Source organism: Streptomyces sp. NPDC015220, from assembly GCF_043079345.1.
Lineage (GTDB): Bacteria > Actinomycetota > Actinomycetes > Streptomycetales > Streptomycetaceae > Streptomyces.
The window spans coordinates 234,089-257,994 of the sequence record NZ_JBIBUK010000003.1 but is presented as its reverse complement, the minus strand read 5'-3'; the positions used below and the strand labels follow the sequence as shown (position 1 = coordinate 257,994).

Sequence of the window (23,906 nt, the reverse complement as noted above, 5' to 3'; positions counted from 1 at the left end):
CATGCCGACCGCACCCGGCCGTACCCCGGCCAAGATCCGCATCCTGCTCGCCGACGACCACGCCCTGGTACGGCGCGGTGTGCGGCTCATCCTCGACCAGGAACCGGACCTGGAAGTGGTCGCCGAGGCCGGCGACGGCGCGGAGGCCATCGAGATGGCCCGCACCCACGAGGTCGACCTCGCCGTCCTGGACATCGCGATGCCCCGACTGACCGGTCTCCAGGCGACCCGCGAACTGTCCGCCCTCAAGCCCGACCTGCGCATCCTGATGCTCACGATGCACGACAACGAGCAGTACTTCTTCCAGGCGCTCAAGGCCGGGGCCTGCGGCTACGTGCTGAAGTCCGTCGCCGACCGGGACCTGGTCGCCGCCTGCCGGGCCGCGATGCGCGACGAGCCGTTCCTGTACCCGGGCGCTGTCACCGCCCTCATCCGCAACTACCTCGACCGGGTCCGCCACGGCGACGAGACCCCCGACCAGGTCCTCACGCCCCGGGAGGAGGAGGTCCTGAAGCTGGTCGCGGAGGGGCACTCCTCCAAGGAGATCGCCGAGATCCTCTTCATCAGCGTCAAGACCGTCCAGCGGCACCGCGCCAACCTGCTCCACAAGCTGGGCCTGCGCGACCGCCTGGAACTCACCCGATACGCCATCCGCGCGGGCCTGGTCGAGCCGTGACCGGCTCCGGCCGGCCGCTCCCGGCGCCCGCGGCCGGCCCCTGACCACCCGGGACCCCGGCCGCCACTCCCCGGCCGGGGCCCGGGTCCCCACGAACGTCACGACCGAGCCAGCCGAAAGGGGACGGCGCATGCACCGGGCGCCACGCACCGCCCCCAGGGCCTCCGCCCTGCTGGGCGCGGTCCTGCTGGCCCTGCTCACGGTGTTCGCCGCGAGCGGGGCGGGCGGGCCCCGGCCGGACCCGTCGGACTGGACGCGCGCCGCGGCGCTCGCGGCCGGCCGGCACGGCGGCCCCACCACCGACCACTCCGGACCCACCGCCCCCACCGCCCCCGCCGGACCCACCAACCACACCTCCGCATCCCCCACCACCCCCACACCCCCCACCCAGCCCCCCGCTCACGCCGCCCCCCACGCCGACGAGCAGTGTCCCGCCGCCTGCACCGCCCAGGCCGGCACCCGTCAGGAGCTCCGCGGTGAGCGCCCGGCCCCGCCGGGCCAGCTCGCCGCCGCCACCGAGGCCACCACCGTCCCCCGGCCCGCGCCCACGCCGACGCCTCCGGCCCGCGCGCCGGCCCCCGCCTCCCCCGGCCACCCGGTCCCCGACCGCGGCCGGGCCCCTCCCGCACCCTCCGGTACCTGAACCCGTCCACCCCACCCCGCAGGTGTGCCGCCGGAGGCCCCGTTGATCCGTTCCGCCCGGGTGAGAGCGCTGTTCGCCCTCGCCGTCATCGCCCTGTCGCTCTACATCGCCGCGACCGTGCCGGTCCGTCTCGGACTCGACCTGCGCGGCGGCACCCAGATCGTGCTGGAGACCCGGTCCACCCCGACCACCGAGGCCGGCCGCGCGGCCACCGACCGCACCCTGGAGGTGCTGCGCGGGCGCGTGGACGGGCTCGGCGTCGCCGAACCGACCCTCGTCCGCTCCGGCGCCAACCGCATCATCGTCGAGCTGCCCGGTGTGCAGGACCCGAAGAAGGCCGCCGACGTGCTGGGCCGTACCGCCCAGCTGACCTTCCATCCGGTGCTCGGACCGGCCGGCTCCCAGGCCGCGGAGAAGTCCGGGGAGCGGGTGCTGTCCGACGAGTCCGGGCAGCGGCTGCGGCTGGCGGCCGCCGCCCTGACCGGGAAGGACGTCAAGGGCGCCGACGCCCGGTTCGACCAGGAGTCGGGCGCGGGATGGCACGTCACCGTCGACTTCGACCGCGCCGGCCGCGGCCGGTGGGCGAAGCTGACCGGGCAGGCCGCCTGCCGCCCGGCGGGTGATCCCGAGCGCCGGGTCGCCATCGTGCTGGACGACCGGATCATCTCCTCTCCGCAGATCGACCCGTCGGTCGGCTGCGGTACGGGCATCGCCGGCGGCTCCACCATGATCACCGGTGCCTTCGACGACGGCGAGGCCCGCGAGCTGGCCCTGCTGATCAAGGGCGGCGCCCTGCCCGTTCCGGTCGAGACCGTCGAACAGCACACCGTCGGCCCGACCCTGGGCGCCCGCGCCATCGCGGCCAGCGCCTGGGCGGCGGCCATCGGCACCGCGCTGACCGCGCTGTTCGTCATCGTGGTCTACCGGCTCATGGGCGTCCTGGCCGCCGTCGCCCTGCTCGCCTACGGCCTGATCTCCTACGCCGCCCTGGCCGCCCTCGGCGCCACGCTCACCCTTCCGGGCCTGGCCGGCTTCGTACTGGCGATCGGCATGGCCGTGGACGCCAACGTGCTGGTGTTCGAACGCGCCCGGGAGGAGTACGCCTCCCGTCACCGCCCCACCACCCGCTCGGCGCTCACCGCCGGTTTCCGCAACGCCTTCAGCGCGATCGCCGACTCCAACGTCACCACGCTGATCGCGGCCGGGCTGCTGTTCTTCCTCGCCTCCGGACCGGTGCGGGGCTTCGGGGTGACCCTGGGCATCGGAGTCGTCGCCTCCATGATCAGCGCACTGGTGATCACCCGTGTGCTCGCCGACTTCGCCGTCTCGCGCCGCTGGGTGCACCGGCGCCCCGGGGTCACCGGGCTCGCCACCACCGGCCGGGTCCGCGACGCGCTCGCGCGCCGCGACCCGCGGCCGATGCGCCGTCCGCGCCGCTGGCTGGCCGCCTCCGCCGTCGTGCTCGCCCTCGCCGGCTCGGGCATCGCGCTCCGCGGCCTCGACTTCGGCATCGAGTTCACCGGGGGCCGGCTGATCGAGTACGACACCGGGCGGGCGGTGGATCCGGAGCGCGCCCGCACCGCGCTCGCCGACGCGGGCTTCCCCCGGGCGGTCGTGCAGTCCTCCGGGGACACCGGCCTCACCGTGCGCACCGAGGAGCTGACCGACGCCCAGGCGGCCGCGGTGACCCGGACCGTCGGCACGCTCGGCGGGGCCACCGAGAAGGTCCGCGACGAGCTGATCGGCCCCAGCCTCGGCGACGAGCTGCGCCGCAACGCGCTGATCGCCCTGGCCGTCGCCCTGGGCGCGCAGTTGCTGTACCTCGCGGCCCGCTTCCGCTGGCTGTTCGGCACGGCCGCGGTCGTGGCGCTCACGCACGACGTGTTCATCCTGGTCGGCGTGTTCGCCTGGCTGGGCAAACCGCTGGACGGCGTGTTCCTCGCCGCGCTGCTCACCGTGATCGGCTACTCGGTCAACGACTCGGTCGTCGTCTTCGACCGGATCAGGGAGCTGGTCCGGCGCGAGCCCAGGGCGCCGCTGGCCGACCTCACCGACCGGGCCGTACTGCAGACCCTGCCCCGCACCGTGAACACCGGCATGGGCGCGCTCCTCATCCTCGCCTCACTGGCTGTGCTGGGCGGCGACTCGCTGACCGACTTCGCGCTCGCCCTGCTCATCGGCCTCGTGGTCGGCACGTACTCGTCGGTCTTCACCGCGGCCCCGGTCGCCGTCGAACTCCACCGGCTGCGGCGGGAGCGGCGCCGGCCGCGGGCGCGCCGGACCGTGCGGGGCGGTCCGCGCCGCACCGCCGCCCGCCGGACCTGACCCGGCGCCCTGCCCGCCACCGGTGGCGGGGTGCACCCCGCCACCGGCCGGAAATGGGTGCCGGGACCGATGGCCGCCGACCGGGCACCGGGCCAGGGTGGAGGGGCAGACGGGGCGGGCCCGAGCGGCCCGCCCCGCTCCACCGGCTGTCGGCCCCGGGGGCCGGAAAGGACCACGACGCCGTATGTCACCGGAGAAGGCCCGGACCGCCTCCGCCGCCCCGGCCCCGGCCTCCGCACCGGCCCCCGTCGCGTCCCGCGCCGCCGGGCGGCCGGGCGCGCACGAGGTCCGGCAGCGCCTGGAGCACGAGCGCAACTCCCGTCTCGCCCAGTCGCGCGCCCTGCGGGAGGCCGAGGAGGCCGGCCGGGAGGCCGACGAACTGCTCACCGCGCAGCGCGACGCCGTACGGCGGGCGTTGGAGGACATCGAGGCGGCGTTCGCGCGCCTGGACGACGGCACGTACGGCGACTGCCGGGACTGCGGCCGGCCGATCCCCGTGGAGTGGCTGGCGATCCCGCCGTACGCGCGCTCCTGCGTGCCGTGCCGGCAGCGCACCGGCTGACCGGACCCGCCGTCGTCGCCGGAAGGTGACGCGCAGGGAACGACCTTCTAGTTGCCATGCCCAAATATTGCAAAGCGCAAGAAAAGCTCCGTATAGCCACTGCCAACTCTCCGTAGTTCTGCGATCGCGAACGGCTGCGGCGCGTGACGCTGGGCGAAGCCGAACGCCGGACGCCCGGGGCCGAAGCCCCCGCCTCCGGTGTTTCCCGCCGACTTCGTGAGGATGTGAGCGCAGTGGGACGGCGCGCCGACGGTCGCAAGGCGGAACGAGCGGCGGCGGTGGCCGCCGACCGGTTGCTGCGGGCCGGGCGAACACTCAGACGCTCCGCCACCACCCCCGATCTGCGTGCGGTCTTCCGCACCGACCAGGGCGTCAACGACGCGCCCTACCGGGAGCGCTGGGCGCACGACAAGGTGGTGCGGTCCACGCACGGCGTGAACTGCACCGGCTCCTGCTCGTGGAAGGTGTACGTCAAGGACGGCCTGATCACCTGGGAGACGCAGGAGACGGACTACCCGTCCACCGGTCCCGACCGGCCCGAGTACGAGCCGCGCGGCTGCCCGCGCGGGGCCTCCTTCTCCTGGTACACCTACTCGCCCACCCGCGTCCGCCACCCCCATGTGCGCGGGGTGCTGCTGGAGATGTACCGCGAGGCCCGCGAGCGGCTGGGCGACCCCGTGGCGGCCTGGGCCGAGATCACCGGCGACCCGGACAAGCGGCGCCGCTACCAGTCGGCGCGCGGCAGGGGCGGGCTGGTCCGGGTCGGCTGGGAGGAGGCGCTGGAGATCGCGGCCGCCGCCCATGTGCACACCATCTCGGCGTACGGGCCCGACCGGGTGGCCGGGTTCTCGCCGATCCCGGCCATGTCGATGGCCTCGCACGCGGTGGGCGCCCGGTTCATGTCGCTGATCGGCGCGCCGATGGTCTCCTTCTACGACTGGTACGCCGATCTGCCGATCGCCTCCCCGCAGGTCTTCGGCGACCAGACGGACGTGCCGGAGTCCGGGGACTGGTGGGACGCCGCGTACCTGATGCTGTGGGGATCGAACGTGCCGGTGACGCGGACGCCGGACGCGCACTGGATGACCGAGGCCCGCTACCGGGGGCAGAAGGTCGTCGTGGTCTCCCCGGACTACGCCGACGCCACCAAGTTCGCCGACGAGTGGCTGCACCCGCACCCCGGCACCGACGGGGCGCTGGCGATGGCCATGGGGCATGTGATCCTCACCGAGTTCTTCGTGCGCCGCCGGGTGCCGTACTTCACCGACTACGTACGGCGCTTCACCGATCTGCCCTTCCTGGTCGAACTGGAGGAGCGGGACGGCGCCTCGGTGCCGGGCAAGTTCGTCACCGCGGCCACGCTGGGGCTGGACCAGGGGGAGGAGGCGTCCTGGAAGCCGGTGCTCCTGGACGCCGTCTCCGGGCGTCCCGTCGTGCCGAACGGCACCCTCGGCGACCGCTGGTCCAAGCTCGGGGAGGGCCGCTGGAACCTGGACCTGGGGAACGTGGAGCCCGAGCTCACCCTCTACCGCGAGGGCGGGGACAGCGCCCTGTTACGACTGCCCCGCTTCGACGGCGACGAGCCCGGCGGCCAGGCCGGAGCCGGGTCCGGCGGGCGGCCGGGCGGGGCGACCGTCACCCGGGCCGTGCCCGTGCGGGACCTGGCCGGACGGCGCGTGACCACCGTCTTCGACCTGCTGCTCGCCCAGTACGGGGTCGCCCGCGAGGGACTGCCCGGCGACTGGCCCGCGGGCTACGACGACGCCTCCCGGCCGCACACCCCGGCCTGGCAGGAGGCGATCACCTCGGTACCGGCCGCCGCCGTGGTGCGCATCGCCCGGGAGTTCGCGCACACCGCCGAGAAGTCCCGCGGCCGCTGCATGATCGTCATGGGCGCCGGGACCAACCACTGGTTCCACTCGGACACCATCTACCGCTCCTTCCTCACTCTGCTGCTGCTCACCGGCTGCCAGGGCGTCAACGGCGGCGGCTGGGCGCACTACGTCGGCCAGGAGAAGGTGCGGCCCTACGCCGGCTGGCAGCAGCTCCAGTCGGCCGCCGACTGGGTGCGCCCGTCCCGGCAGGTCGCGGGCACCCCGTACTGGTACGTGCACACCGACCAGTGGCGCTACGACGGCCACGGCGCCGACGCGCTCGCCGCCCCCACCGGCAAGGGCCTGTTCACCGGCCGGCACACCGCCGACCTGGTGGCGCAGTCCGTGCGGCTGGGCTGGATGCCGTCGGCGCCCGCCTTCACCGCCAACCCCCTCGACCTCGGGCGCGCGGTGCGCGAGAGCGGGCACGAGCCCGGCGAGTGGGCCGCCGCCCGGCTGGCCGACGGCGAGCTCCGCTTCGCCTGCGAGGACCCGGACGACCCCGCCAACTGGCCGCGCGTGCTGACCGTGTGGCGGGCCAACCTGATCGGCTCCTCGGCCAAGGGCAACGAGTTCTTCCTGCGCCACCTGCTCGGCGCGAGCGACAACGCGCACGCCGCCGAGGCCCCGCCCAAGGCCCGCCCGAGGGACCTCGCCTGGCACGACGAGGCGCCGCGCGGCAAGCTCGACCTGCTCCTCGCCCTGGACTTCCGCATGACCTCGACCACGCTGATGGCCGACCTCGTGCTCCCGGCCGCCACCTGGTACGAGAAGCACGACCTCTCCAGCACCGACATGCACCCCTACGTGCACGCCTTCTCGCCCGCGATCAGCCCGCCCTGGCAGGCCCGCACCGACTTCGAGATCTTCCACGGCCTGGCCCGCAGGTTCAGCGAGCTGGCCGTGGGCCGGCTGGACGTGGCGTACGACCTCGTCGCCACGCCCCAGCAGCACGACACCCCGGGCGAGACCGCGCAGCCCGGCGGCACGTGCGGGGACTGGCGGGAGGGCGGCCACCCGATGCGGCCCGGCCGCAACCTCCCGCAGTTCACCCTCGTCGAGCGCGACTACACCGCGGTCGCCGAGCGGCTCGCCGCCCTCGGGCCGCTGTGCGAGGAACAGGGCATGACCGTGAAGGGGGTCACCGTCCGGCCGGGACCGGAGGTGCGGTGGCTCGCCGCCCGCTGCGGCACGGCGGCCGGGCCCGGCCCCGCGCGGGGCCGCCCGCTGCTCGACACCGACGTGAAGCTGTGCGAGGCGATCCTCGCCCTGTCCGGCACCACCAACGGGCGGCTGGCGGCGGAGGGGTTCGAGCGGCTGGCCGAACGCTGCGGCCCCGACGCCGGGTTCGGGACGCTCGCCGAGGCCGTGCACGAACGCCGGGTGGTGTTCTCCGACACCCAGAACCGGCCGGTCCAGGTCGGCACCAGCTACGAGTGGTCCGGCAAGGAGGCCCCCGACCGCCGCTACTCGCCCTTCACCGTCAACGTCGAGCACCGCAAGCCCTGGCACACCCTCACCGGCCGCCAGCACTTCTACCTGGACCACGACTGGATGGCCGAGACGGGCGAGCAACTGCCCGTCTACCGGCCCCCGCTGGACCTCGCCGCGGACGCGGTGGCGGGCGAGCGGGAAGTGGCCGTCCGCTACCTCACCCCGCACTCCAAGTGGTCGATCCACTCCGAGTACCAGGAGAACCTGCTCATGCAGACCCTGGCCCGCGGCGGCCCGGTGATCTGGATGAGCGTGGCCGACGCCGAGGCGATCGGGGCCGACGACAACGACTGGGTGGAGGCGGTCAACCCCAACGGCGTGGTCGTCGCCCGGGCGATCGTCTCGCACCGCATGCCGACCGGCACCGTGTTCATGTACCACGTGCAGGAGCGCGTGGTGAACGTACCGCGCTCACAGGCCACCGGCCGGCGCGGCGGCACGCACAACGCCCTCACCCGCCTCCTCATCAAGCCCACCCATCTGATCGGCGGCTACGCCCAGCTCTCCTTCGCCCCCAACTACTACGGCCCCACCGGCAACCAGCGCGACGCCCGCACCGTCGTGCGCCGCCGCGCCCAGGAGGTGCAGTACTGATGCCCCGCGCCCCGAGGCCCGTCGGACGGGTCATGAGCCAGGTCGCCATGGTGATGAACCTCGACAAGTGCATCGGGTGCCACACCTGCTCGGTCACCTGCAAGCAGACCTGGACCAACCGCACCGGCACCGAGTACGCCTGGTTCAACAACGTCGAGACCCGCCCCGGCCAGGGCTACCCCCGGGGCCACGAGGACCAGGAGAAGTGGAAGGGCGGCTGGCGCCTGGACGCCCGGGGCCGCCTGGTCCCGCGCTCCGGCGGCCGCGCCCGCCGGCTCGCCCGGCTCTTCGCCAACCCCGAACTGCCCTCGCTGAAGGACTACTACGAGCCCTGGACGTACGACTACGACACCCTGATCGCCGCTCCGCTCGGCGACGACCTGCCCACCGCGCGCCCCCGCTCGCTGATCGACGGCCGCCCCACCGCGGTCACCTGGGGCCCCAACTGGGACGACGACCTCGGCGGCGGACCGGCCCGGCTCTTCGCCGACCCGCTGCTGAGGAGGATGAACGAGCAGGTCAAACTGGAGTACGAACAGGCGTTCATGTTCCATCTGCCGCGCATCTGCGAGCACTGCCTCAACCCGTCGTGCGTCGCCGTGTGCCCCTCCGGCGCGCTCTACAAGCGCGTCGAGGACGGCATCGTCCTGGTCGACCAGGACCGCTGCCGGGGCTGGCGGATGTGCGTCAGCGGCTGCCCGTACAAGAAGGTGTACTTCAACCACGCCACCGGCAAGGCCGAGAAGTGCACCTTCTGCTACCCGCGCATCGAGGCCGGCGAGCCGACCGTCTGCTCCGAGACGTGCGTGGGCCGGCTGCGCTACCTCGGCGTCATGCTCTACGACGCCGACAAGGTGGGCGAGGCGGCCTCCGTCACCGACGAGAAGGACCTGTACGAGGCCCAGCTCGGCTGCTTCCTGGACCCGCACGACCCCGAGGTGGCGCGGGCCGCCGAGGAGTCGGGCATCCCGCACGACTGGATCACCGCGGCCCGCCGCTCCCCCGTACGGGACCTGATCACGACGTACCGCATCGCCCTGCCCCTGCACCCGGAGTACCGCACCATGCCCATGGTCTGGTACGTCCCGCCGCTGTCGCCGGTGGTCGAGGCGCTCACCCGCGGCGGACACGACGGAGAGCACCCGGCCCCCCTGTTCGGCGCCATCGACGCCCTGCGCATCCCGATGGCCTACCTCGCCGAACTGTTCACGGCCGGGGACACCGCCCCCGTCGAGGCGGCCCTGTGCCGGCTGGCCGCGATGCGCGCCCACATGCGCCGGATCAACCTCGGCGAGGAACGCGACCCGGCCATCGCCGCCGGGGTCGGCATGGACGAGGCCGGCCTGGAGGCGATGTACCGGCTGCTCGCCGTCGCCAAGTACGAGGACCGCTACGTCGTCCCCACCACCTACGTCGCCGGCGGCGGCGCCGGCCAGGCGGCCGGCGCCGGATGCAGCCTGGACGGCGACGGCGGGCCCGGGATGTACGGCCCGGACGCCGGGGCGGCGTTCCACGCGCCCCCCGCCCCGGACCCGGCCGGCGCCGGCCGCGCGGCGCTGCGCGACCGGGTCAACCTGCTGAACTGGAACGGCCGCGGCCGGCCGCGCGGGCTCTTCCCCGAGCGGAGGGGCGCCGAGGGATGAACCTGCACCGCGCGGTCCACCAGGCCGCCTCGCTGCTCCTGGAGTACCCGGACGCCAAGTGGGGCGGACGGCGGGAGCGGGTGGCGGAGGAGCTCGCCGCCCTCCCCGGCGAGGCCCCGCGGCTGCTGCTGGCCTTCTGCCGCTGGGCGGCCGGCGTGCCGCCGCTGGACCTCGCGGCCGGCTACGTCACCACCTTCGACCGCAGCCGCCGCCGCACCCTGCACCTGACCCACTACACCGACGGCGACACCCGGCGCCGGGGCGCCTCCCTCGCCGCGATCAAGGCCCGCCTCCGGGAGCACGGCTGGGAACCGGCCGACGGAGAGCTGCCCGACCACCTCCCCGCCCTGCTGGAGTTCGCCGCCCGCTGCCCGGCCCCCGGCGCCGCCCTGCTCCGGGAGCACCGCCCCGCCCTCGACCTCCTCGCCGAGGCCCTGCGCGCCCACCGCAGCCCGTACCTGGACGTGGTGGACGCCGTCCGGACGACGCTCCCCGCCCCGCCCGTGAAGGCCCCCGCGCCCCGGCGGGAGGACCCCTCCGCCCCGCAGCCCGCCCCCGGGTCCCACTCCCGGACCCACGACCTGCCGTACCCGCTGCTCCACGCCCCGGGCGACGAAGGAGTCCGCCGCTGATGAAGCACCTGCAGATCGCGCTCTGGGGCGTACTGCCCTACCTGGCCCTGGCCGTGCTGGTCGCCGGCACCGCCTGGCGCTACCGCTACGACCGCTTCGGCTTCACCAGCCGCTCCAGCCAGCTCCACGAGTCCCAACTGCTCGGCGTCGGCGGGCCGCTCTTCCACTACGCCCTGTTCCTGGTCGCCGGCGGCCACGTCATGGGCCTGCTCGTCCCGGAGTCCCTGACCAGGCGGCTGCGGATCAGCGAGCAGGAGTACCACGCGGTCGCCCTGACCATGGGCGGCGCGGCGGGCGTCGCGGCGGTCGCCGGGCTCGGCCTGCTGCTGTACCGCAGGCTGCGGGTGCCCGCGGTACGCCGGGCGAGCAGCCGCAGCGACCGCCTGACCCACCCGCTGCTCGCCCTGGTCCTGCTGGCCGGCCTCACCGCCACCGCGTCCTCGGTGGCCGACCCGTACGACTACCGCCTCGGCGTCGCCGTCTGGTTCCGCAGCCTGTTCACCCTGGACCCGGACGTCTCCGCCATGGCGCACGCGCCGCTCGTCTACCAGTGCCACGCCCTGCTGGCACTCGCCCTGTTCGCCCTGTGGCCGTTCAGCCGCCTGGTGCACGCCTTCGCGGTACCGCTCGGCTACGCGGTCCGCCCCTACGTGGTCTACCGCTCACGCGGCCGTACGTCGTCGCCCTCCGGGCGTACTCCGGACGGGGCACCCGTGCGCTGAGACGAACCTCGCCCGGCGTGTGGGAACGCGCCGGGCGCAATAACGGTCCTTACGGTTGTGCGCACGGTGGGCGGGGAACTGCTTCGGGGAGCCGTGCGGTGGCGCAGTGCCACGAAGGGCTGGAAGGATCGTCCGGGGGGACAGAGTGAGGCCGGGAGCACCGGAGGGGGAGCGGCGTGGGCGTGAGACAGTGACCCGGTTCGCGCGGTTCGTCGTACGCACCCTGCGGGGCGAGTGGCACGCCATCGTCGTCGATCCGGTGCGGCAGCTCACGCGCCGGGGCCTGTCCGGGCTGGTGCTCGCCTTCGTGGCCGCCTTCGGCGTGATCTTCTTCCACGCGATCGCCCAGCACCCCAGGGGTGAGACGGCGGTACGGCTGCTCGGCGGCGTCCAGGCCGACCTGCCCCTGTGGCAGGCCCTGCTGCGCACCCCCGTCTCGCTCTACGTCCCGGCCCTGGACCTGCCGGTGTGGGCCGGCATCACCCAGCTCTTCCTCGCCTTCGCCCTGGCCGAGCTCACCCTCGGCCGGGGCCGCACCCTGTTCATCTCCTACGCCACCACCCTGTCCGGCACCCTCACGGTCCGGGTGATGATCGCGATCGGCCCGGGCTGGGGCGGCCTCGGCCTGCCGCCGGAGACCGGCCAGGTCCTCGACACGGGCCCGTCCGCCGCCGTCGTGGGCCTGTTCACCTACCTCTCCGTGGTCCGGCGAGCCCCCGTCGTCTTCTTCCTCACCGGCGGCTCGATGGTCGTCGAGTCGGTGGTCAAACCCAACCTGGCGGGCCGCGAACACCTGATCGCGGTCGCCGCGGCCGTCGTCCTGGCCCTGGTCCACGAGCGCGCCTGGCGCCGGCTGCGCCTGCCGCGCCGCGCCGCCGCGCGGGCGGCCCTCCCGGCGGCCGTCCCGGCCCGGCCCGCGGTGGCCCGTCCCGTGGCGGCCCGTCCCGGCCTGGGGCTCGGGTACGACGGCGTCCGCCGGCCGGCGTCCGCGAACGGCCCCGGCGGCGCGCCGGGACGGCCGCGCACCAGGGCGACGGACGGGCCGGCGGTGCCGGACGGACCGGGACGGTCGAGCCGGCCGCCCGTCATCCGCTGAAACGACGCGCCCCCGTCCGCTCCGATGACGGCACCGGCGAGGACGGGAACGGGGACGGGCCCGGTTGCCGCGGCATCCGCGACCCGTACGTCCGGCCGGGCGGCTCCTGGTCCGGCGGGAACCGCTCCGGCGGGTCCTCCGGTTCCGCCGGGTCCCCGCGTCCGCCGCGCGGCGCGCGCTGGGGCCAGAACAGGACGTACAGCGCGGAGCCGGCCGCGAAGGCCAGGCGGATCAGGCCCTGGACGGAGTCCGAGGGGACCAGCAGGGCGCTGCCGTAGAGGGAGATCAGCGCTATCCAGCTCACCCAGGGCACCAGGCGGCGCTGGCCGACGGAGTCCCAGACGAGGGTGCCGAGCAGGACCGAGGCGTTGTAGTACGTGTACACGCTCGGGTCCAGCACGATCCGGGCGTCGGCGGCCAGCAGCAGCACGGCGGCCCAGCGGCCGCGGCGCACCGCCAGCGCGCCCAGCGCCATGCCGAGGCTCATCTGCGCGGGGCGGTCCCACCAGGGAGTCGCCGGATCGTTCACACCGAACCAGCGCAGCGCCGAGGCCCGCTGGTTGGGAATGGTGAACCGGGCGGCGTGGAGGGTGTCCAGGTGGGTGAGGTAGAACGGCAGCCAGGCGGCGCCCACCAGACCGGCCAGCCAGACGACCGCGCGCAGCCGGCCCGGCCGGGGCAGGGCCAGCAGCAGCGGCAGGAAGCCCACCGCCCAGGGCTTGGAGTCCACCGCCAGGGCGAGCAGGACGCCCACGGCGGTGGCGTTGCCGCGCACCAGGGCGCGCACGGCCAGCGTGGTGAAGAACAGCGCCAGCACGTCGTCGAGGTGCGCGAACCGCACCGAGACCTCCACCCACATGGGGATGAAGGCGGCCCCGGCGATCAGCACCCGCTGCTGGAGGCGCTTGTGGTTCAGGCCGGTGCCCAGGCCCTGCTCGGCGGCGCTGCGCCCGATGAGCACCAGCATGTACAGGCCGAGCCCGGACATGAACGCCTCGGCGAGGTTCTCGCCCAGGGCGGCGGGGAACGGCTCGAACAGCGCGGCGACGGCGAAACCGACCGGGCCGATCTGGAGTTCCGGGTGGTTGGCGTACAACGCGAAACCGCCGTCGGGCACCTGACTGAAAAGCAGCTCCTCGCCGGTCCTCAGATAGTGCCAGGAGACGGCTCCGTGGCGTTCGGCCACCAGGAACCAGGCGGCCGTCCACGCGGTCAGCAGGGCGGTGTGCCACCGCACCGGATACCGGCCGATCCGGCCGAGCCGCGCACCGTCGCCGGTCGCCGGCCTCTGCGCGTTCCGCACGTTCCGTCCCTCCTGCCGGATGCCCGTTGAGTCAGATGCCGATCCGCGGGGCGCGGTTCAGCCGCGCCCCCTCGCCCGCCCACACGCACGGCCGGCACCCCACGGCACCCCGTCGCATCCACGCAGGACTCCACACGGGCCCGCGCACAGCCCGCCCCCGCCCTCGTCGCCCCCGACCCGCCGCCCCACAGGCCCACTCGCGGCGATCCGGACGGACCGCCGCTCGACCCGCCCCCTGGCACCCGCGCCCACGGTCCCGCCGTGGTCCTCGCTCCTTCCGGCGTCGGCGCCGCGTCCGCCCGGCCGCCCGGTCCCGGGCGCGGGGCCGGGGGACCGGGCGGCGGACGGGGACGGCGGACGGGGCCGCCCCCGGGGTGTCAGGCCTTGTCGTCGAAGCTGGCGAAGTAGGCGGCGGCCATGTCCTCGTCGGCGTGGCCCTGGGCGGCGGCGCGGGCGAAGCGTTCGGCGCTCGCGGCGGCCACGTCGAGGCGGACGCCGTGCCGCTCGCCCGCCTCCACGATCAGGCGGGCGTCCTTCTCCGCGGTGGTCACGGCGAAGCTCGGCGGCACCAGCTCGTCGTCGAGGATGAGACCGGCCTTGGCGCGCAGATAGCCCATGTCGAGCGGGCCGCCGGAGATGAGCTCGAAGAAGCCCCGCGGGTCCACGCCGAGCCCCTTGGCCAGCGCCAGGGTCTCACCGGTCGCGGTGGTGGCCGCGATGACCCAGCTGTTGGCGACCAGCTTCAGCCGGGTGGAGGGGGCCGCCGCCCCGTCCTCGCCGGTCCACACCGTGCGGGCGCCGACCGCCTCGAACACCGGCGTCACGGCCGGACGTCCCCCGGCCGGTCCGGCGGCCAGCACACTGAGCTGCCCCGCCTCCGCGGGCTGCTTGGTGCCCAGCACCGGAGCGTCGTAGAAGACGAGGCCGTGCTCACCGGCCAGCGCGGCCAGTTCGCCCACCATCTCCACACCGGCCGTGGTCGACTGCACCCACGCCGCGCCCGCGCGGGCCGCCGGGGCCGCCTCGCGCATGACCTCCAGCACCGTGCCGCCGTCGTACAGCATCGTCAGCACCACGTCGGCGTCGCGCACCGCCTCCGCCGGCGTGTCGACGACCCGCGCGCCGTCGGCCGCCAGCGGCTCGGCCTTGGCGCGGGTGCGGTTCCAGGCCCGGACGGCGTGTCCGGCCCGCAGGAGGTTGCGGGCCATCGCGGCACCCATGATCCCGGTGCCCAGCACGGCGACGGTCCGGGTGGTGTCGGTGTCGGTCATGTCGTTCCCTTCGTGATCGCTGGCATCCATACCGGGAGTATGCGCCGGTGTCCGCGATCACCCGGGCTCTTCCAGCCGTCGTCCCGCTCCCCCGCCCGCCTGGTGCCGCACCGGGCGAACGGTGGCCCGGTGAACCGTCGCCCGGCCACCGTGCCCCGCGCCGAGCCTCCGCCGCCGAGCCCCCGGCCAGGCCCCGCTCCGCCGCCGGACCCGCCCCGCCGTACCCTCCGCGCCTCCCCGCCCGCCCCACCGTCCCGGCTTACGCTCGCCGCGTGCTCAACGTGCCCGGGTTCCTGAAGCGGCTGGTCATCGGCCGGGCCATGCGCAGCGAGGAGCTGCGGGAGACACTGCTGCCGAAACGGCTGGCCCTGCCGATCTTCGCCTCCGACCCGCTGTCCTCGGTGGCGTACGCGACCCAGGAGATCCTGCTCGTCCTCACCCTGGGCGGACTGGCGTACCTGCACTTCACCCCGTGGATCGCGGCGGCCGTGGTGGCGCTGCTCGCGGTGGTCGTGCTGTCGTACCGGCAGGTCGTGCACGCCTATCCGAGCGGCGGCGGCTCCTACGAGGTGGTGTCGACCAACCTCGGCCCCTCGGCCGGGCTGGTGGTCGCCGCCTCCCTCCTCGTCGACTACGTCATGACGGTGGCCGTCTCGGTCGCCTCCGGCGTCGACAACGTCATCTCCGCGCTGCCCTCGCTCGCCGCCCTCCGGGTGCCGCTGGCGCTGGTCTTCGTCGCGCTGCTGACCGCCGTGAACCTGCGGGGCGTGCGCGAGTCGGGGCGGGCGTTCGCGGCGCCGACGTACCTGTTCGTCGGCGCGGTGCTGCTCATGGTGGCCACCGGGCTGGTCCGCCACGCCCTCGGCGACTCGCCCCTCGCCGCCACCGCCGGGTACGGGGTGAGCCCGGCGCCCGGGGACGCCGACCTGACCGGCCCGGCGCTGCTGATGCTGGTGCTGCGCGCCTTCTCGTCCGGCTGCACGGCGCTGACCGGGGTGGAGGCGATCTCCAACGGCGTACCGGCCTTCCGCCCGCCGAAGTCGCGCAACGCCGCGACGACGCTGGCCGCCATGGGACTCACCGCGATCACCATGTTCGCCGGGGTGACGGCGCTGGCCCTGATCGCGCGCGTGCGCATCACCGCCGACCCGTGCCGGCTCACCGGCCTGCCCGGCGACTGCCACGACTACCCGCAACGGACCGTGATCGCCCAGCTCGCGGCGGCCGTCTTCGGCGGCGAGCACAGCCCCGGCTTCTACCTCGTCCAGGCCGCCACCGCGCTGGTGCTGATCCTCGCCGCCAACACCGCCTTCAACGGCTTCCCGCTGCTGGCCTCGATCCTCGCCCTGCACCGCTTCCTGCCCCGCCAGCTGCACAACCGGGGCGACCGGCTCGCCTTCTCCAACGGCATCCTGGCGCTCGCGATCGTCGCCGGGCTGCTGCTGTGGGGCTACCGGGCGAGCGTGACGAGCCTGATCCACCTCTACATCCTGGGCGTGTTCACCTCCTTCACCCTGTCCCAGCTGGGCATGGTCCGGCACTGGAACCGCGAGCTGCGCGCCGGGGCCGGACCGGTCGTGCGGCGGCGGTACCGGACGGCACGGACGGTGAACGCGCTCGGGGCGGGCGTCACCGGGCTGGTGCTGCTGATCGTGCTGGTCACCAAGTTCGCCCAGGGCGCCTGGCTGGCGGTGCTCGCGGCGGTGGTGCTGTGGATGACCATGCGGGGCATCCGCCGGCACTACGACACCACGGCCGCGGAGCTGTCGGTGACCGACCCGCGCGACCAACTGGTGCCGCCCTCACGGGTGCTGGCGCTCGTCCTGGTCTCCCGGCTGCACAAGCCGACCCTGCGGGCCCTCGCCTACGCCCGCGCCTTCCACCCCGACCGGCTGGAAGCGCTCACGGTCGCCGTCGACCGCGCCGAGGCCGCCCACCTCGCCGAGCAGTGGGCCCGGTACGGCATCGAGGTACCGCTGAAGGTCATCGACTCCCCTTACCGGGAAGTGGCCCGGCCGGTCGTCGAGTACGTGCGTTCGATCCGCCGGGAGAGCCCGCGCGATCTGGTCGCCGTCTTCGTCCCCGAGTACGTCGTCGGGCACTGGTGGGAGAACCTGCTGCACAACCAGTCGGCGCTGTGGCTCAAGAGCCGGCTGCTGTTCACGCCCGGTGTGATGATCACCAGCGTGCCCTGGCAGCTCACCTCGTCGACCCGCGCCGCCCGGCACCCGGCCCGCGCCCCCGGCGCCGTCAGACGCGGGGAGCCGCCCCGGACCGAGGGGCCGGGGAGCAGCACCGGCGCACGTGAACACGGTGCCGGGTGAGCACTCCGGTGTCCGGACACCGGGCAGGACGGCCCCGCCGAAGCCCCCGCCTCCGGTCTCACCCCGCCGCCCCCGCCGGCGGACGGCCCGAGGTCGTGCTCACCCCGCCGCCGAACGCCACCTCCGGTCCGCTGGACCTCGGCGGCGGGGCACCTGGCACCCGGCCGGCGCCGAGCCCCACGACGGGGTGAACCCGGGACCGGCGGGGACCCGCGGGTCCCCGCCGGTGGGCGCCGGTGGGCGCCCATGGACGCCGGTGGACGCCGGTGGGCGCCGGTGGGCGCCAATGGACGCCGGTGGGCGCCGGGGCGAACCGAGCGGGCGGCGGGCCGACCGGGGCGGGCGGCGGCCCTACGCGAGCCACACGGTGGTGTCCGGCTCCAGCCGGCGCGGCTCCGTCAGCGGCGCACTGCTCAGCAGCACCTCCCCCGGCGGCAGCGGCACGGCCGTGTCCGACAGGTTGGCGACGCACCGCCAGCCCTCGGACCGGGCGAACGCCAGCACCCCGGCCGGAGTGTCCTCCGCCCAGGTCAGCTCCTCGCCCACGAGCAGCTTGCGGCGCAGCCGCAGGGCCGTGCGGTACAGCTCCAGCGTCGAGCCCTCGACACCGTCCTGGGCCTGGACGGCGTAGGCCGCGAAGCCCGTCGGCTGCGGCAGCCAGGCCGCGCCCGCCCCGAAGCCGTACGACGGTCCGGTCGTCGTCCACGGCAGCGGCACCCGGCAGCCGTCCCTGCCCTTGCGGACGTGGCCGGTCTGCTCCCAGATCGGGTCCTGAAGGACCGCGGTGGGCAGGTCGGCGACCTCGGGCAGGCCCAGTTCCTCGCCCTGGTAGAGGTAGGCCGAGCCGGGCAGCGCCAGCATCAGCAGCGTGGCGGCGCGGGCCCGGCGCAGGCCCGCCGCCTCGTCGACGGCCGGGGCCCGGCCGCCGGACAGCAGCCAGGCGTTGTCGTCGGTGCCGGGCGGGAGCATCAGGCGCGTGGCGTGCCGGATCACATCGTGGTTGGAGAGCACCCAGGTGGCCGACGCCCCGGCGGCCCGCGCGGTGGCCAGCGAGCCCGTGATGGCGCGGCGCAGCCCGTCCGCGTCCCAGCCGGTCGCCAGGTACTCGAAGTCGAAGGCCTGGCCCAGTTCGTCCGGACGTGCGTACAGCGCGCGCCGGTCGTCCGGCACCCAGGCCTCGGCGACCGCCGTGCGCGGCGGGGAGTAGGCGTCGAAGATCTTGCGCCAGTCGCGGTAGATCTCGTGCACCTCGTCCCGGTCCCAGTACGGGTGGCTGCCCGGCTCCACGTGCGGCAGCGCGTCCTCGCCGGTGACGCCGATGTCCCCGACGTCCCGCAGCGGCTCGTCCAGGTCCTTGACCAGCGCGTGCGCGACGTCGACGCGGAAGCCGTCCACGCCCCGGTCGGCCCAGAACCGCAAGGTGGCGCGGAAGTCGGCGCGCACCTCCTCGTTGCGCCAGTTGAAGTCCGGCTGCTCGGGTGCGAAAAGGTGCAGGTACCACTGCCCGTCGGGCACCCGGTGCCAGGCGCTCCCGCCGAAGACGGACTGCCAGTCGGTGGGCGGGAGTTCGCCGTGCTCGCCGCGGCCGTCGCGGAAGACGTACCGGTCGCGGGCGGCGGAGCCGGGGCCGGCCCGCAGCGCCTCCTGGAACCAGCGGTGCAGGTGGGAGCTGTGGTTGGGGACGATGTCGACGATCACCTTCAGCCCCAGGCGGTGGGCCTCGGTGACCATGGCGCCGAAGTCGTCGAGGGTGCCCAGCCGTGGGTCGACGTCGCGGTGGTCGGCGACGTCGTAGCCGCCGTCGGCCAGTTCGGAGGGGTAGAACGGGCTGAGCCACAGGGCGTCCACGCCGAGCCCGGCGAGGTGGGTCAGCCGCTGGGTGATGCCCCTGAGGTCCCCGAGCCCGTCACCGTCGCCGTCGGCGAAGCTGCGCGGATAGACCTGGTAGACGACGGCCTGCCGCCACCAGTCGGGGTTCCTGGACGAGAGGTCGGGCGGGGAGTCGTGGGGGGACGTGCGCGGGGAGTCGTGCGTGGTGGTGCGGTCGGTCACGCGGTCTCCTCTTCGGTGCGTTGAGGCAACAAAGAGAACCCTGTCCAGCCCGCCGGACGCACGAACCACGCCGAGGAGGGGTGCGGGGGCGTACGTCGGTCGGCGTCCACCGCGCGGCGCTCCGGGAGCCTCCGGACGCCCGCACCCACCACCCGGTGCCCCACCGCGCGCCCCTCCCACTCCCTCCACGACACCGGCCGCGCGCGGCAGCGGCGGGGCCGGAGCGGAGACCCTCAGCCCCGCGCGTCCCCGGCTCCCTCGACGGTGGCCAGGTACAGCTTCACGTACCGCTCCACGTCGATGTCCAGCGCCACATCCACCAGGGACTGTTCGCGGGCCTCGCCGTGCAGCTCCGCCTCGCCGGGGCGCGGCCGACGGTCGACGACCGTCTGTCCGCGCGCCGGTCCGGCGGCCAGGTTCACCTCGACCGGCAGCCGGTGCGTGGTCAGCCCCGCCGGGTCGGCGACCGCGCAGACCGCGCCCGCGTCGCCGAGGCCGCCGGCCGGGTCCTCCTCGCTGGTGACCGGGTCGCGGTGGGCCAGCAGCCGCCCGGCGAGCCGGGCGCCCGGCTCGGCGCTCGCCCGCAGCCGCCGTACGTCGTCCGCCGGGACGATCACCCGCTCGAACACGTCCAGCCCGTACATCGTGATCGGCACCCCGGCGGTGAGCAGGACCGCCGCCGCCTCCGGGTCGTGCCACACGTTGAACTCGGCGACCGCCGTGGCGTTCCCGGTGGCCACCGCGCCGCCCATGAACACGATCCGTTCGATGTTGCGCGTCACCTCCGGATGGGTGCGCAGCAGCAGGGCGATGTTGGTCAGGGGCGCGGTGGGGATCAGGGTGACCGGGCGGTCGCAGGCCAGGATCTCCCGGCGCAGCAGCGTCACCGCGTCCACGTCGGCGGGCCGGCGGTCGGGCGCGGGCAGCCCGAGGTCGCCCATGCCGTCCCGGCCGTGCACGTGGTGCGCGGTGCGCACGGGCTCGATCAGCGGCCGCTCGGCGCCCCGCGCGACCGGGATCCGCGGCGCGCCCGCCTGTTCCAGGACGGTCAGCGTGTTGCGCACCACCTGGTCGACGTCCGTGTTCCCGGCCACGCAGCTGACCGCGCGCAGCTCCAGGCCCGGATGGCGTACGGCGAACAGCAGGGCGAGGGCGTCGTCGACGCCGGTGTCACAGTCGATGATCACGGGGGTGGGCCGACCGGTCACAGCAGGACTCCTAGGAACGTAGCGTCGTACCGCCGACCCTAAACGCCCCCGTCCGGATCGTGCCGGGCGGCGGACGACCGGCACCGCTTTCCCGGGACACAACCGACTCCTCTCGCCCAAGTCACCGGTCTTCCTTCCCCGGCTCCCCAGCCCCTCTCGCCCGAACCCACCGGTCTGTCCTCCCCCGGCTCCCGGCCCCTCTCCCCCGAGCTCGCCGGTCTGTCCTCCCCCGGCTCCGCGAACTGGGGGCGCCCCGGCCGCGTCGCCGTCGGTCGCCGGGCCACGGGTCCGGCGCGGCTCCGCCGTGCCGTCCCCCCGCGCCGTGCGCGTCCCTCACCCGGACGGCCCGGCGCGCTGGTGGACGCGGCTGCTCGGTGGTGCCGTGGGAGGAACGCGCAGTCCAGGTCGTCCCGCCCGTCTGGAGGCAACCGCCCATGCCCCGACCACCGGCCGCCGGCCGCCCCCTGGCCGACCGCTCCCCGACCGACCCGCCGACGGCCACCCGGCCACCGGCCGTCCGCCTCCCGCTCCCCGCCCGCGTGCTGATCGCCGCCGTGCTCTGCGGGGCCCTCCTGCCGGTCGCGACGGCCTGCTCGTCCGGGCAGCCGGGCCGGACCGACTCGGCCACCGCCTCGGCATCCGCCACCCGGCCCGCTCCGCACGCCGCCACCACCATGCTCACCGCGGTCCAGGCACAGGCCGCGCTGCTCACCGAGGCCGACCTGGGCGGTGCCTGGGAGCCCACCGAGGGCGCCGCGACCTGGCGGGACGGGGTGCTCAAGGCGCAGACCGACGCTCCGGAGTGCCGGCGTCTCCTCGACGCCCTCTACACCGACGAACCGCTCGGCACGCCCACCGGGACACGCGCGGTGGCCGGGTTCGACAACACCGACGACCAGGCCCAGTTGCGCTATCAGGTCCTCTCGCTGCGGCAGGCGGACGTGGATCGTTCCCTGGCCTGGCTGCGCACGCTGCCGGACACCTGTGCCCGGTTCACGGCCACCACCTCGGCGGGCGAGCAGGCCGTGCAGGTCGGCGAGCTCGCCCTGCCGGAGGTCGGCGACGCCCGCCAGGGCCTGCGGATCACTTTCACCAGCGCATCGGACGACGGGGACGCCACCACGCTCACCCTGGACGTCGCCGCCGTGCGGGTCGGCGACGACGCCATCACGCTGTCCGACGGCGCCCTCGGCGCGCTCCCGTCCGACACCACCGTCCAGGCGGTCACGCTCGGTGCGCGGCGTCTGACGGACGTGCGCCACAAGTCCCGCGCCCAGGCCTGACCCCGTCGGCCAGGAGGGCCTGGCCCCTGGTCAGACGGCCATGCGGTCCACCGCCTGCTTGGCCTCCTTCAGACCGGCGCCGGTGACCTCCCGGTAGGTTTTTATCGCCTCGATCCGCCGCCCGGCGCGGGCGAGTCCGGCCACCTCGTCCAGCCGCGGGTCCGCCTCGTGCAGGTCCAGGTGGCCGAGGATCAGGTCGAGCTTGTGCTCGATGCGTGCCAGGCGCCGGTCGGTCCGGGAGAACCGGCTCTCGACGCCGGCCAGACCGGCGATGCCGGCGACCACGAGCAGGGCTGTGGCAACAGAGGTCACGGTTTCCATGGCCCCGATCCTAGGTACGCCCGCGCGTGCGGAGCCTCAGACGTTGCTCAAGGTCCTGCCGACGGTCCGACCCGTGAAGGCGCTGCTCACCGGCCCGCCGCAGGCGCCGGAAACACCCGCCCGCCGGCACTCGACATGCCCTGGGGCACCTTCCGCGCCGCCCGTCGAGGCCCTAGCTTTGAGGGGGCGTTGAACCCGCTCTGTCCATCACCGTCGTTGCGAGGTCGGTTGCCGTGCCCGGACGCTCTGTCGCGCGCCAAGGTCGCATCTGCGCCCGTCATGTCAGAGGATTCGGCGCGGCCCTGCTCGCCGTGGCCGCCCTGGTCGCCGCGGCCAACGCGGGACCGGCGGGGACGGCGGACCCCGAGCCCGCCCAGCAGGTCACCGTCCAGGACCGTTAGTCACCGGCACCGCCCGCCCCACGGTCGCGCCGGTGCTCAGCCCTGCGTCTGGAGTTGCCGTAGCTGCCGTCGTACGTGGTCCAGCGCGCCCTGCTGCCGCCCCGGCACCCGGCCGCGCAACTCGGCCAGGACGGCGCCGAGTTCGCGGGCCTGCTCGGGCTCGCTGAGCCTGCCCCACTGGTGGTGCGCGCGGTCCACGGCGGCCTCGACCGCCGGGGCGTCGGCAGGCTGCCCCATGGCCAGGCGGGTGGCGGCGACGGTCAGCCAGGCCCGGCAACTGCGGGCGGCGTCGCCCGCGAACATCGCCAGATCGGCACGGACCTCGGTCCAGTGCAGCGCGTTCTCCGAGGCCGCTCCGTGCGCCCGTACGGCTGCCAGCTCCCACCGTGCGGCGAGCGCGTCGGCCTCGCCGTGCCGTCCGGACTCCACGCAGGCGGCGATGGCGGCATGCGGGTCGCCGGCAGCCGGTCGCTGAGCGACGACCGCGGCGCGCGGGTCCCCCGGAGCCGACCGCTGAGCGACGATCCCGGCCTGCGGATCATCCGGGACCGATCCCTCAACGACTGCCCCGGCCCGCGGATCACCCGGAACCGACCGCTGAGCGACGCCCCCGCCCCATGTCTCGCCGGGATCCGGCCGCCGGCCGGCGAGCACGAGGCCCGGGCCGTTCTCCTCGCCCTCCTCGCCGGCCAGCCGGGCCAGCGCCAGTTCGTGCAGCTGCTCCGGCGGGGGCCGGTGCCCGCTGCGCAGGATCGTGGCGACCGCCTTCATGTACGCCGGCGCCGCCACCCTGCGCCGCACCGGCGGCGGAGCGACGCGGCCGTACAGGGCGACGTTGGAGCCCGCGTCCAGGGGGCGCTCGCACACCTGCTGCCAGCTCTCCTGGTCCGCGCGCAGGTCCGCCACGAGCGTGGTCGTGCCGTCCGGGCGCAGCCGCAGCTCCTCGCGCAGCCACTGCCAGGGCAGGGCGGTGTAGCGGACGGTCGCCGGGGTGGTGCGGGCCAGCGCCAGGTGGAGCAGCCGCTGCCGGCGGTCGAGCTGGAGCTGGCCGGCGACGAAGACGGTCAGCGGTCCGGGGGCCGCCGCGGCGGCTCGCAGCCGGGTGAGTACGGCCTGCGGCTCCAGCGGGTCGGCGAGTTCCACGACGGTCGCGGTCTCCGTGCCGGACAGCACGGAGGGCTCGACGGCCGCGAGCACCGGGAGCACGGACGCCGCGTCCACCAGGCGTCCCTTGCCCACGGGTGAGGCCGCGAGCAGCAGCACGGTTCCGGGCATGGTCCCCCCGCGTCGGTGATTCCGGTCGATCGCGTACGTCAGCACCGTAACCGCTGTGACCGGTGCGGCGGGTGCCGGACCAGGAAGACGACCGGCGGACCGCCCCGGCGGGACGGGACCGGAGATCCGCTTCCGACCGCCGGACTCCCGGGACCGCGGACTCCTGGACTGCCAGGCTCCCGGACTGCCGGACTACCGGAACCACCG

At 75.0% G+C, this 23,906-nt stretch carries 18 protein-coding genes; 12 read left to right on the top strand and 6 right to left on the bottom strand.

Going from position 1 to position 23,906, the window contains the following annotated elements:
- Position 1 precedes the first annotated feature (1 nt).
- The 9 genes from ACF061_RS10285 (at position 2) to ACF061_RS10245 (ending at position 12,261) form a co-directional block, all read left to right on the top strand.
- Positions 2-676 carry a response regulator gene (locus tag ACF061_RS10285; protein WP_392266634.1) on the top strand — a complete coding sequence of 225 codons (675 nt, stop codon included), beginning with the start codon at positions 2-4 and terminating at the stop codon, positions 674-676.
- 130 nt (positions 677-806) lie between these two features.
- The gene (locus tag ACF061_RS10280) at positions 807-1,319 is read left to right on the top strand and encodes a hypothetical protein (protein ID WP_392266396.1); all 513 of its coding nucleotides are present in this window, start codon (positions 807-809) and stop codon (positions 1,317-1,319) included.
- Positions 1,320-1,361: 42 nt separating this feature from the next.
- The gene (gene secD, locus ACF061_RS10275; RefSeq protein WP_392266395.1) at positions 1,362-3,644 is read left to right on the top strand and encodes a protein translocase subunit SecD; all 2,283 of its coding nucleotides are present in this window, start codon (positions 1,362-1,364) and stop codon (positions 3,642-3,644) included.
- Between the two features lie 184 nt (positions 3,645-3,828).
- On the top strand, positions 3,829-4,206 hold the full coding sequence (locus tag ACF061_RS10270; RefSeq protein ID WP_392266394.1) for a TraR/DksA family transcriptional regulator: 378 nt from the start codon (positions 3,829-3,831) through the stop codon (positions 4,204-4,206).
- A gap of 233 nt (positions 4,207-4,439) precedes the next feature.
- Positions 4,440-8,168, top strand: coding sequence for a nitrate reductase subunit alpha (locus ACF061_RS10265; RefSeq protein WP_392266633.1), 3,729 nt, complete (start codon positions 4,440-4,442; stop codon positions 8,166-8,168).
- Between the two features lie 32 nt (positions 8,169-8,200).
- On the top strand, positions 8,201-9,811 hold the full coding sequence (gene narH, locus ACF061_RS10260; protein ID WP_392266393.1) for a nitrate reductase subunit beta: 1,611 nt from the start codon (positions 8,201-8,203) through the stop codon (positions 9,809-9,811).
- The gene (gene narJ, locus ACF061_RS10255; RefSeq protein ID WP_392266392.1) at positions 9,808-10,443 is read left to right on the top strand and encodes a nitrate reductase molybdenum cofactor assembly chaperone; all 636 of its coding nucleotides are present in this window, start codon (positions 9,808-9,810) and stop codon (positions 10,441-10,443) included. The genes narH and narJ overlap by 4 nt, the downstream gene beginning before the upstream one ends.
- On the top strand, positions 10,443-11,165 hold the full coding sequence (gene narI, locus ACF061_RS10250) for a respiratory nitrate reductase subunit gamma (protein WP_392266391.1): 723 nt from the start codon (positions 10,443-10,445) through the stop codon (positions 11,163-11,165). The genes narJ and narI overlap by 1 nt, the downstream gene beginning before the upstream one ends.
- Positions 11,166-11,355: 190 nt before the next feature.
- Entirely contained in the window at positions 11,356-12,261 is a 906-nt protein-coding gene (locus tag ACF061_RS10245) for a hypothetical protein (protein ID WP_392266390.1), read from the top strand.
- On the opposite strand, the gene ACF061_RS10240 is transcribed toward ACF061_RS10245, so the two are convergent.
- Positions 12,251-13,564, bottom strand: a complete 1,314-nt coding sequence (locus ACF061_RS10240) for a hypothetical protein (protein ID WP_392266389.1) — start codon at positions 13,562-13,564, stop codon at positions 12,251-12,253. The genes ACF061_RS10245 and ACF061_RS10240 overlap by 11 nt on opposite strands.
- 377 nt (positions 13,565-13,941) lie before the next feature.
- On the bottom strand, positions 13,942-14,865 hold the full coding sequence (locus ACF061_RS10235; RefSeq protein WP_392266388.1) for an NAD(P)-dependent oxidoreductase: 924 nt from the start codon (positions 14,863-14,865) through the stop codon (positions 13,942-13,944).
- Between the two features lie 290 nt (positions 14,866-15,155).
- On the opposite strand from ACF061_RS10235, the gene ACF061_RS10230 reads away from it, so the two are divergent.
- Positions 15,156-17,159, top strand: a complete 2,004-nt coding sequence (locus tag ACF061_RS10230; protein ID WP_392266632.1) for an APC family permease — start codon at positions 15,156-15,158, stop codon at positions 17,157-17,159.
- A gap of 351 nt (positions 17,160-17,510) precedes the next feature.
- Here the strand turns inward: ACF061_RS10230 and ACF061_RS10225 are convergent, their stop codons facing one another.
- Complete coding sequence (locus tag ACF061_RS10225) at positions 17,511-19,211, bottom strand: glycoside hydrolase family 13 protein (RefSeq protein WP_392266387.1); 1,701 nt, start codon at positions 19,209-19,211, stop codon at positions 17,511-17,513.
- Positions 19,212-19,444: 233 nt separating this feature from the next.
- Positions 19,445-20,419, bottom strand: coding sequence for a nucleoside hydrolase (locus tag ACF061_RS10220; RefSeq protein ID WP_392266386.1), 975 nt, complete (start codon positions 20,417-20,419; stop codon positions 19,445-19,447).
- Positions 20,420-20,853: 434 nt separating this feature from the next.
- Here ACF061_RS10220 and ACF061_RS10215 point away from each other — a divergent pair, with 434 nt between their 5' ends.
- Positions 20,854-21,702, top strand: coding sequence for a hypothetical protein (locus ACF061_RS10215; protein WP_392266385.1), 849 nt, complete (start codon positions 20,854-20,856; stop codon positions 21,700-21,702).
- 30 nt (positions 21,703-21,732) lie between these two features.
- Here the strand turns inward: ACF061_RS10215 and ACF061_RS10210 are convergent, their stop codons facing one another.
- Positions 21,733-22,023, bottom strand: a complete 291-nt coding sequence (locus ACF061_RS10210) for a ribosomal protein L7/L12 (protein ID WP_392266384.1) — start codon at positions 22,021-22,023, stop codon at positions 21,733-21,735.
- 233 nt (positions 22,024-22,256) lie between these two features.
- Between ACF061_RS10210 and ACF061_RS10205 the strand changes: the two genes are divergently transcribed.
- Positions 22,257-22,424 (top strand): hypothetical protein, encoded by a 168-nt coding sequence (locus ACF061_RS10205; RefSeq protein WP_392266383.1) that lies wholly within the window; start codon positions 22,257-22,259, stop codon positions 22,422-22,424.
- A 36-nt stretch (positions 22,425-22,460) separates the two neighbouring features.
- Here ACF061_RS10205 and ACF061_RS10200 read toward each other — a convergent pair whose 3' ends face one another.
- Entirely contained in the window at positions 22,461-23,699 is a 1,239-nt protein-coding gene (locus tag ACF061_RS10200; RefSeq protein WP_392266382.1) for a hypothetical protein, read from the bottom strand.
- Positions 23,700-23,906: the final 207 nt, after the last annotated feature.

Coding starts and splice junctions, on each gene's coding strand:
- ACF061_RS10285 (WP_392266634.1), top strand. CDS start 2: ATGCCGACCGCACCCGGCCGTACCCCGGCCAAGATCCGCATCCTGCTC.
- ACF061_RS10280 (WP_392266396.1), top strand. CDS start 807: ATGCACCGGGCGCCACGCACCGCCCCCAGGGCCTCCGCCCTGCTGGGC.
- ACF061_RS10270 (WP_392266394.1), top strand. CDS start 3,829: ATGTCACCGGAGAAGGCCCGGACCGCCTCCGCCGCCCCGGCCCCGGCC.
- narH (WP_392266393.1), top strand. CDS start 8,201: ATGAGCCAGGTCGCCATGGTGATGAACCTCGACAAGTGCATCGGGTGC.
- narJ (WP_392266392.1), top strand. CDS start 9,808: ATGAACCTGCACCGCGCGGTCCACCAGGCCGCCTCGCTGCTCCTGGAG.
- narI (WP_392266391.1), top strand. CDS start 10,443: ATGAAGCACCTGCAGATCGCGCTCTGGGGCGTACTGCCCTACCTGGCC.
- ACF061_RS10235 (WP_392266388.1), bottom strand. CDS start 14,865: ATGGATGCCAGCGATCACGAAGGGAACGACATGACCGACACCGACACC.
- ACF061_RS10230 (WP_392266632.1), top strand. CDS start 15,156: ATGCGCAGCGAGGAGCTGCGGGAGACACTGCTGCCGAAACGGCTGGCC.
- ACF061_RS10215 (WP_392266385.1), top strand. CDS start 20,854: ATGCCCCGACCACCGGCCGCCGGCCGCCCCCTGGCCGACCGCTCCCCG.
- ACF061_RS10210 (WP_392266384.1), bottom strand. CDS start 22,023: ATGGAAACCGTGACCTCTGTTGCCACAGCCCTGCTCGTGGTCGCCGGC.
- ACF061_RS10200 (WP_392266382.1), bottom strand. CDS start 23,699: ATGCCCGGAACCGTGCTGCTGCTCGCGGCCTCACCCGTGGGCAAGGGA.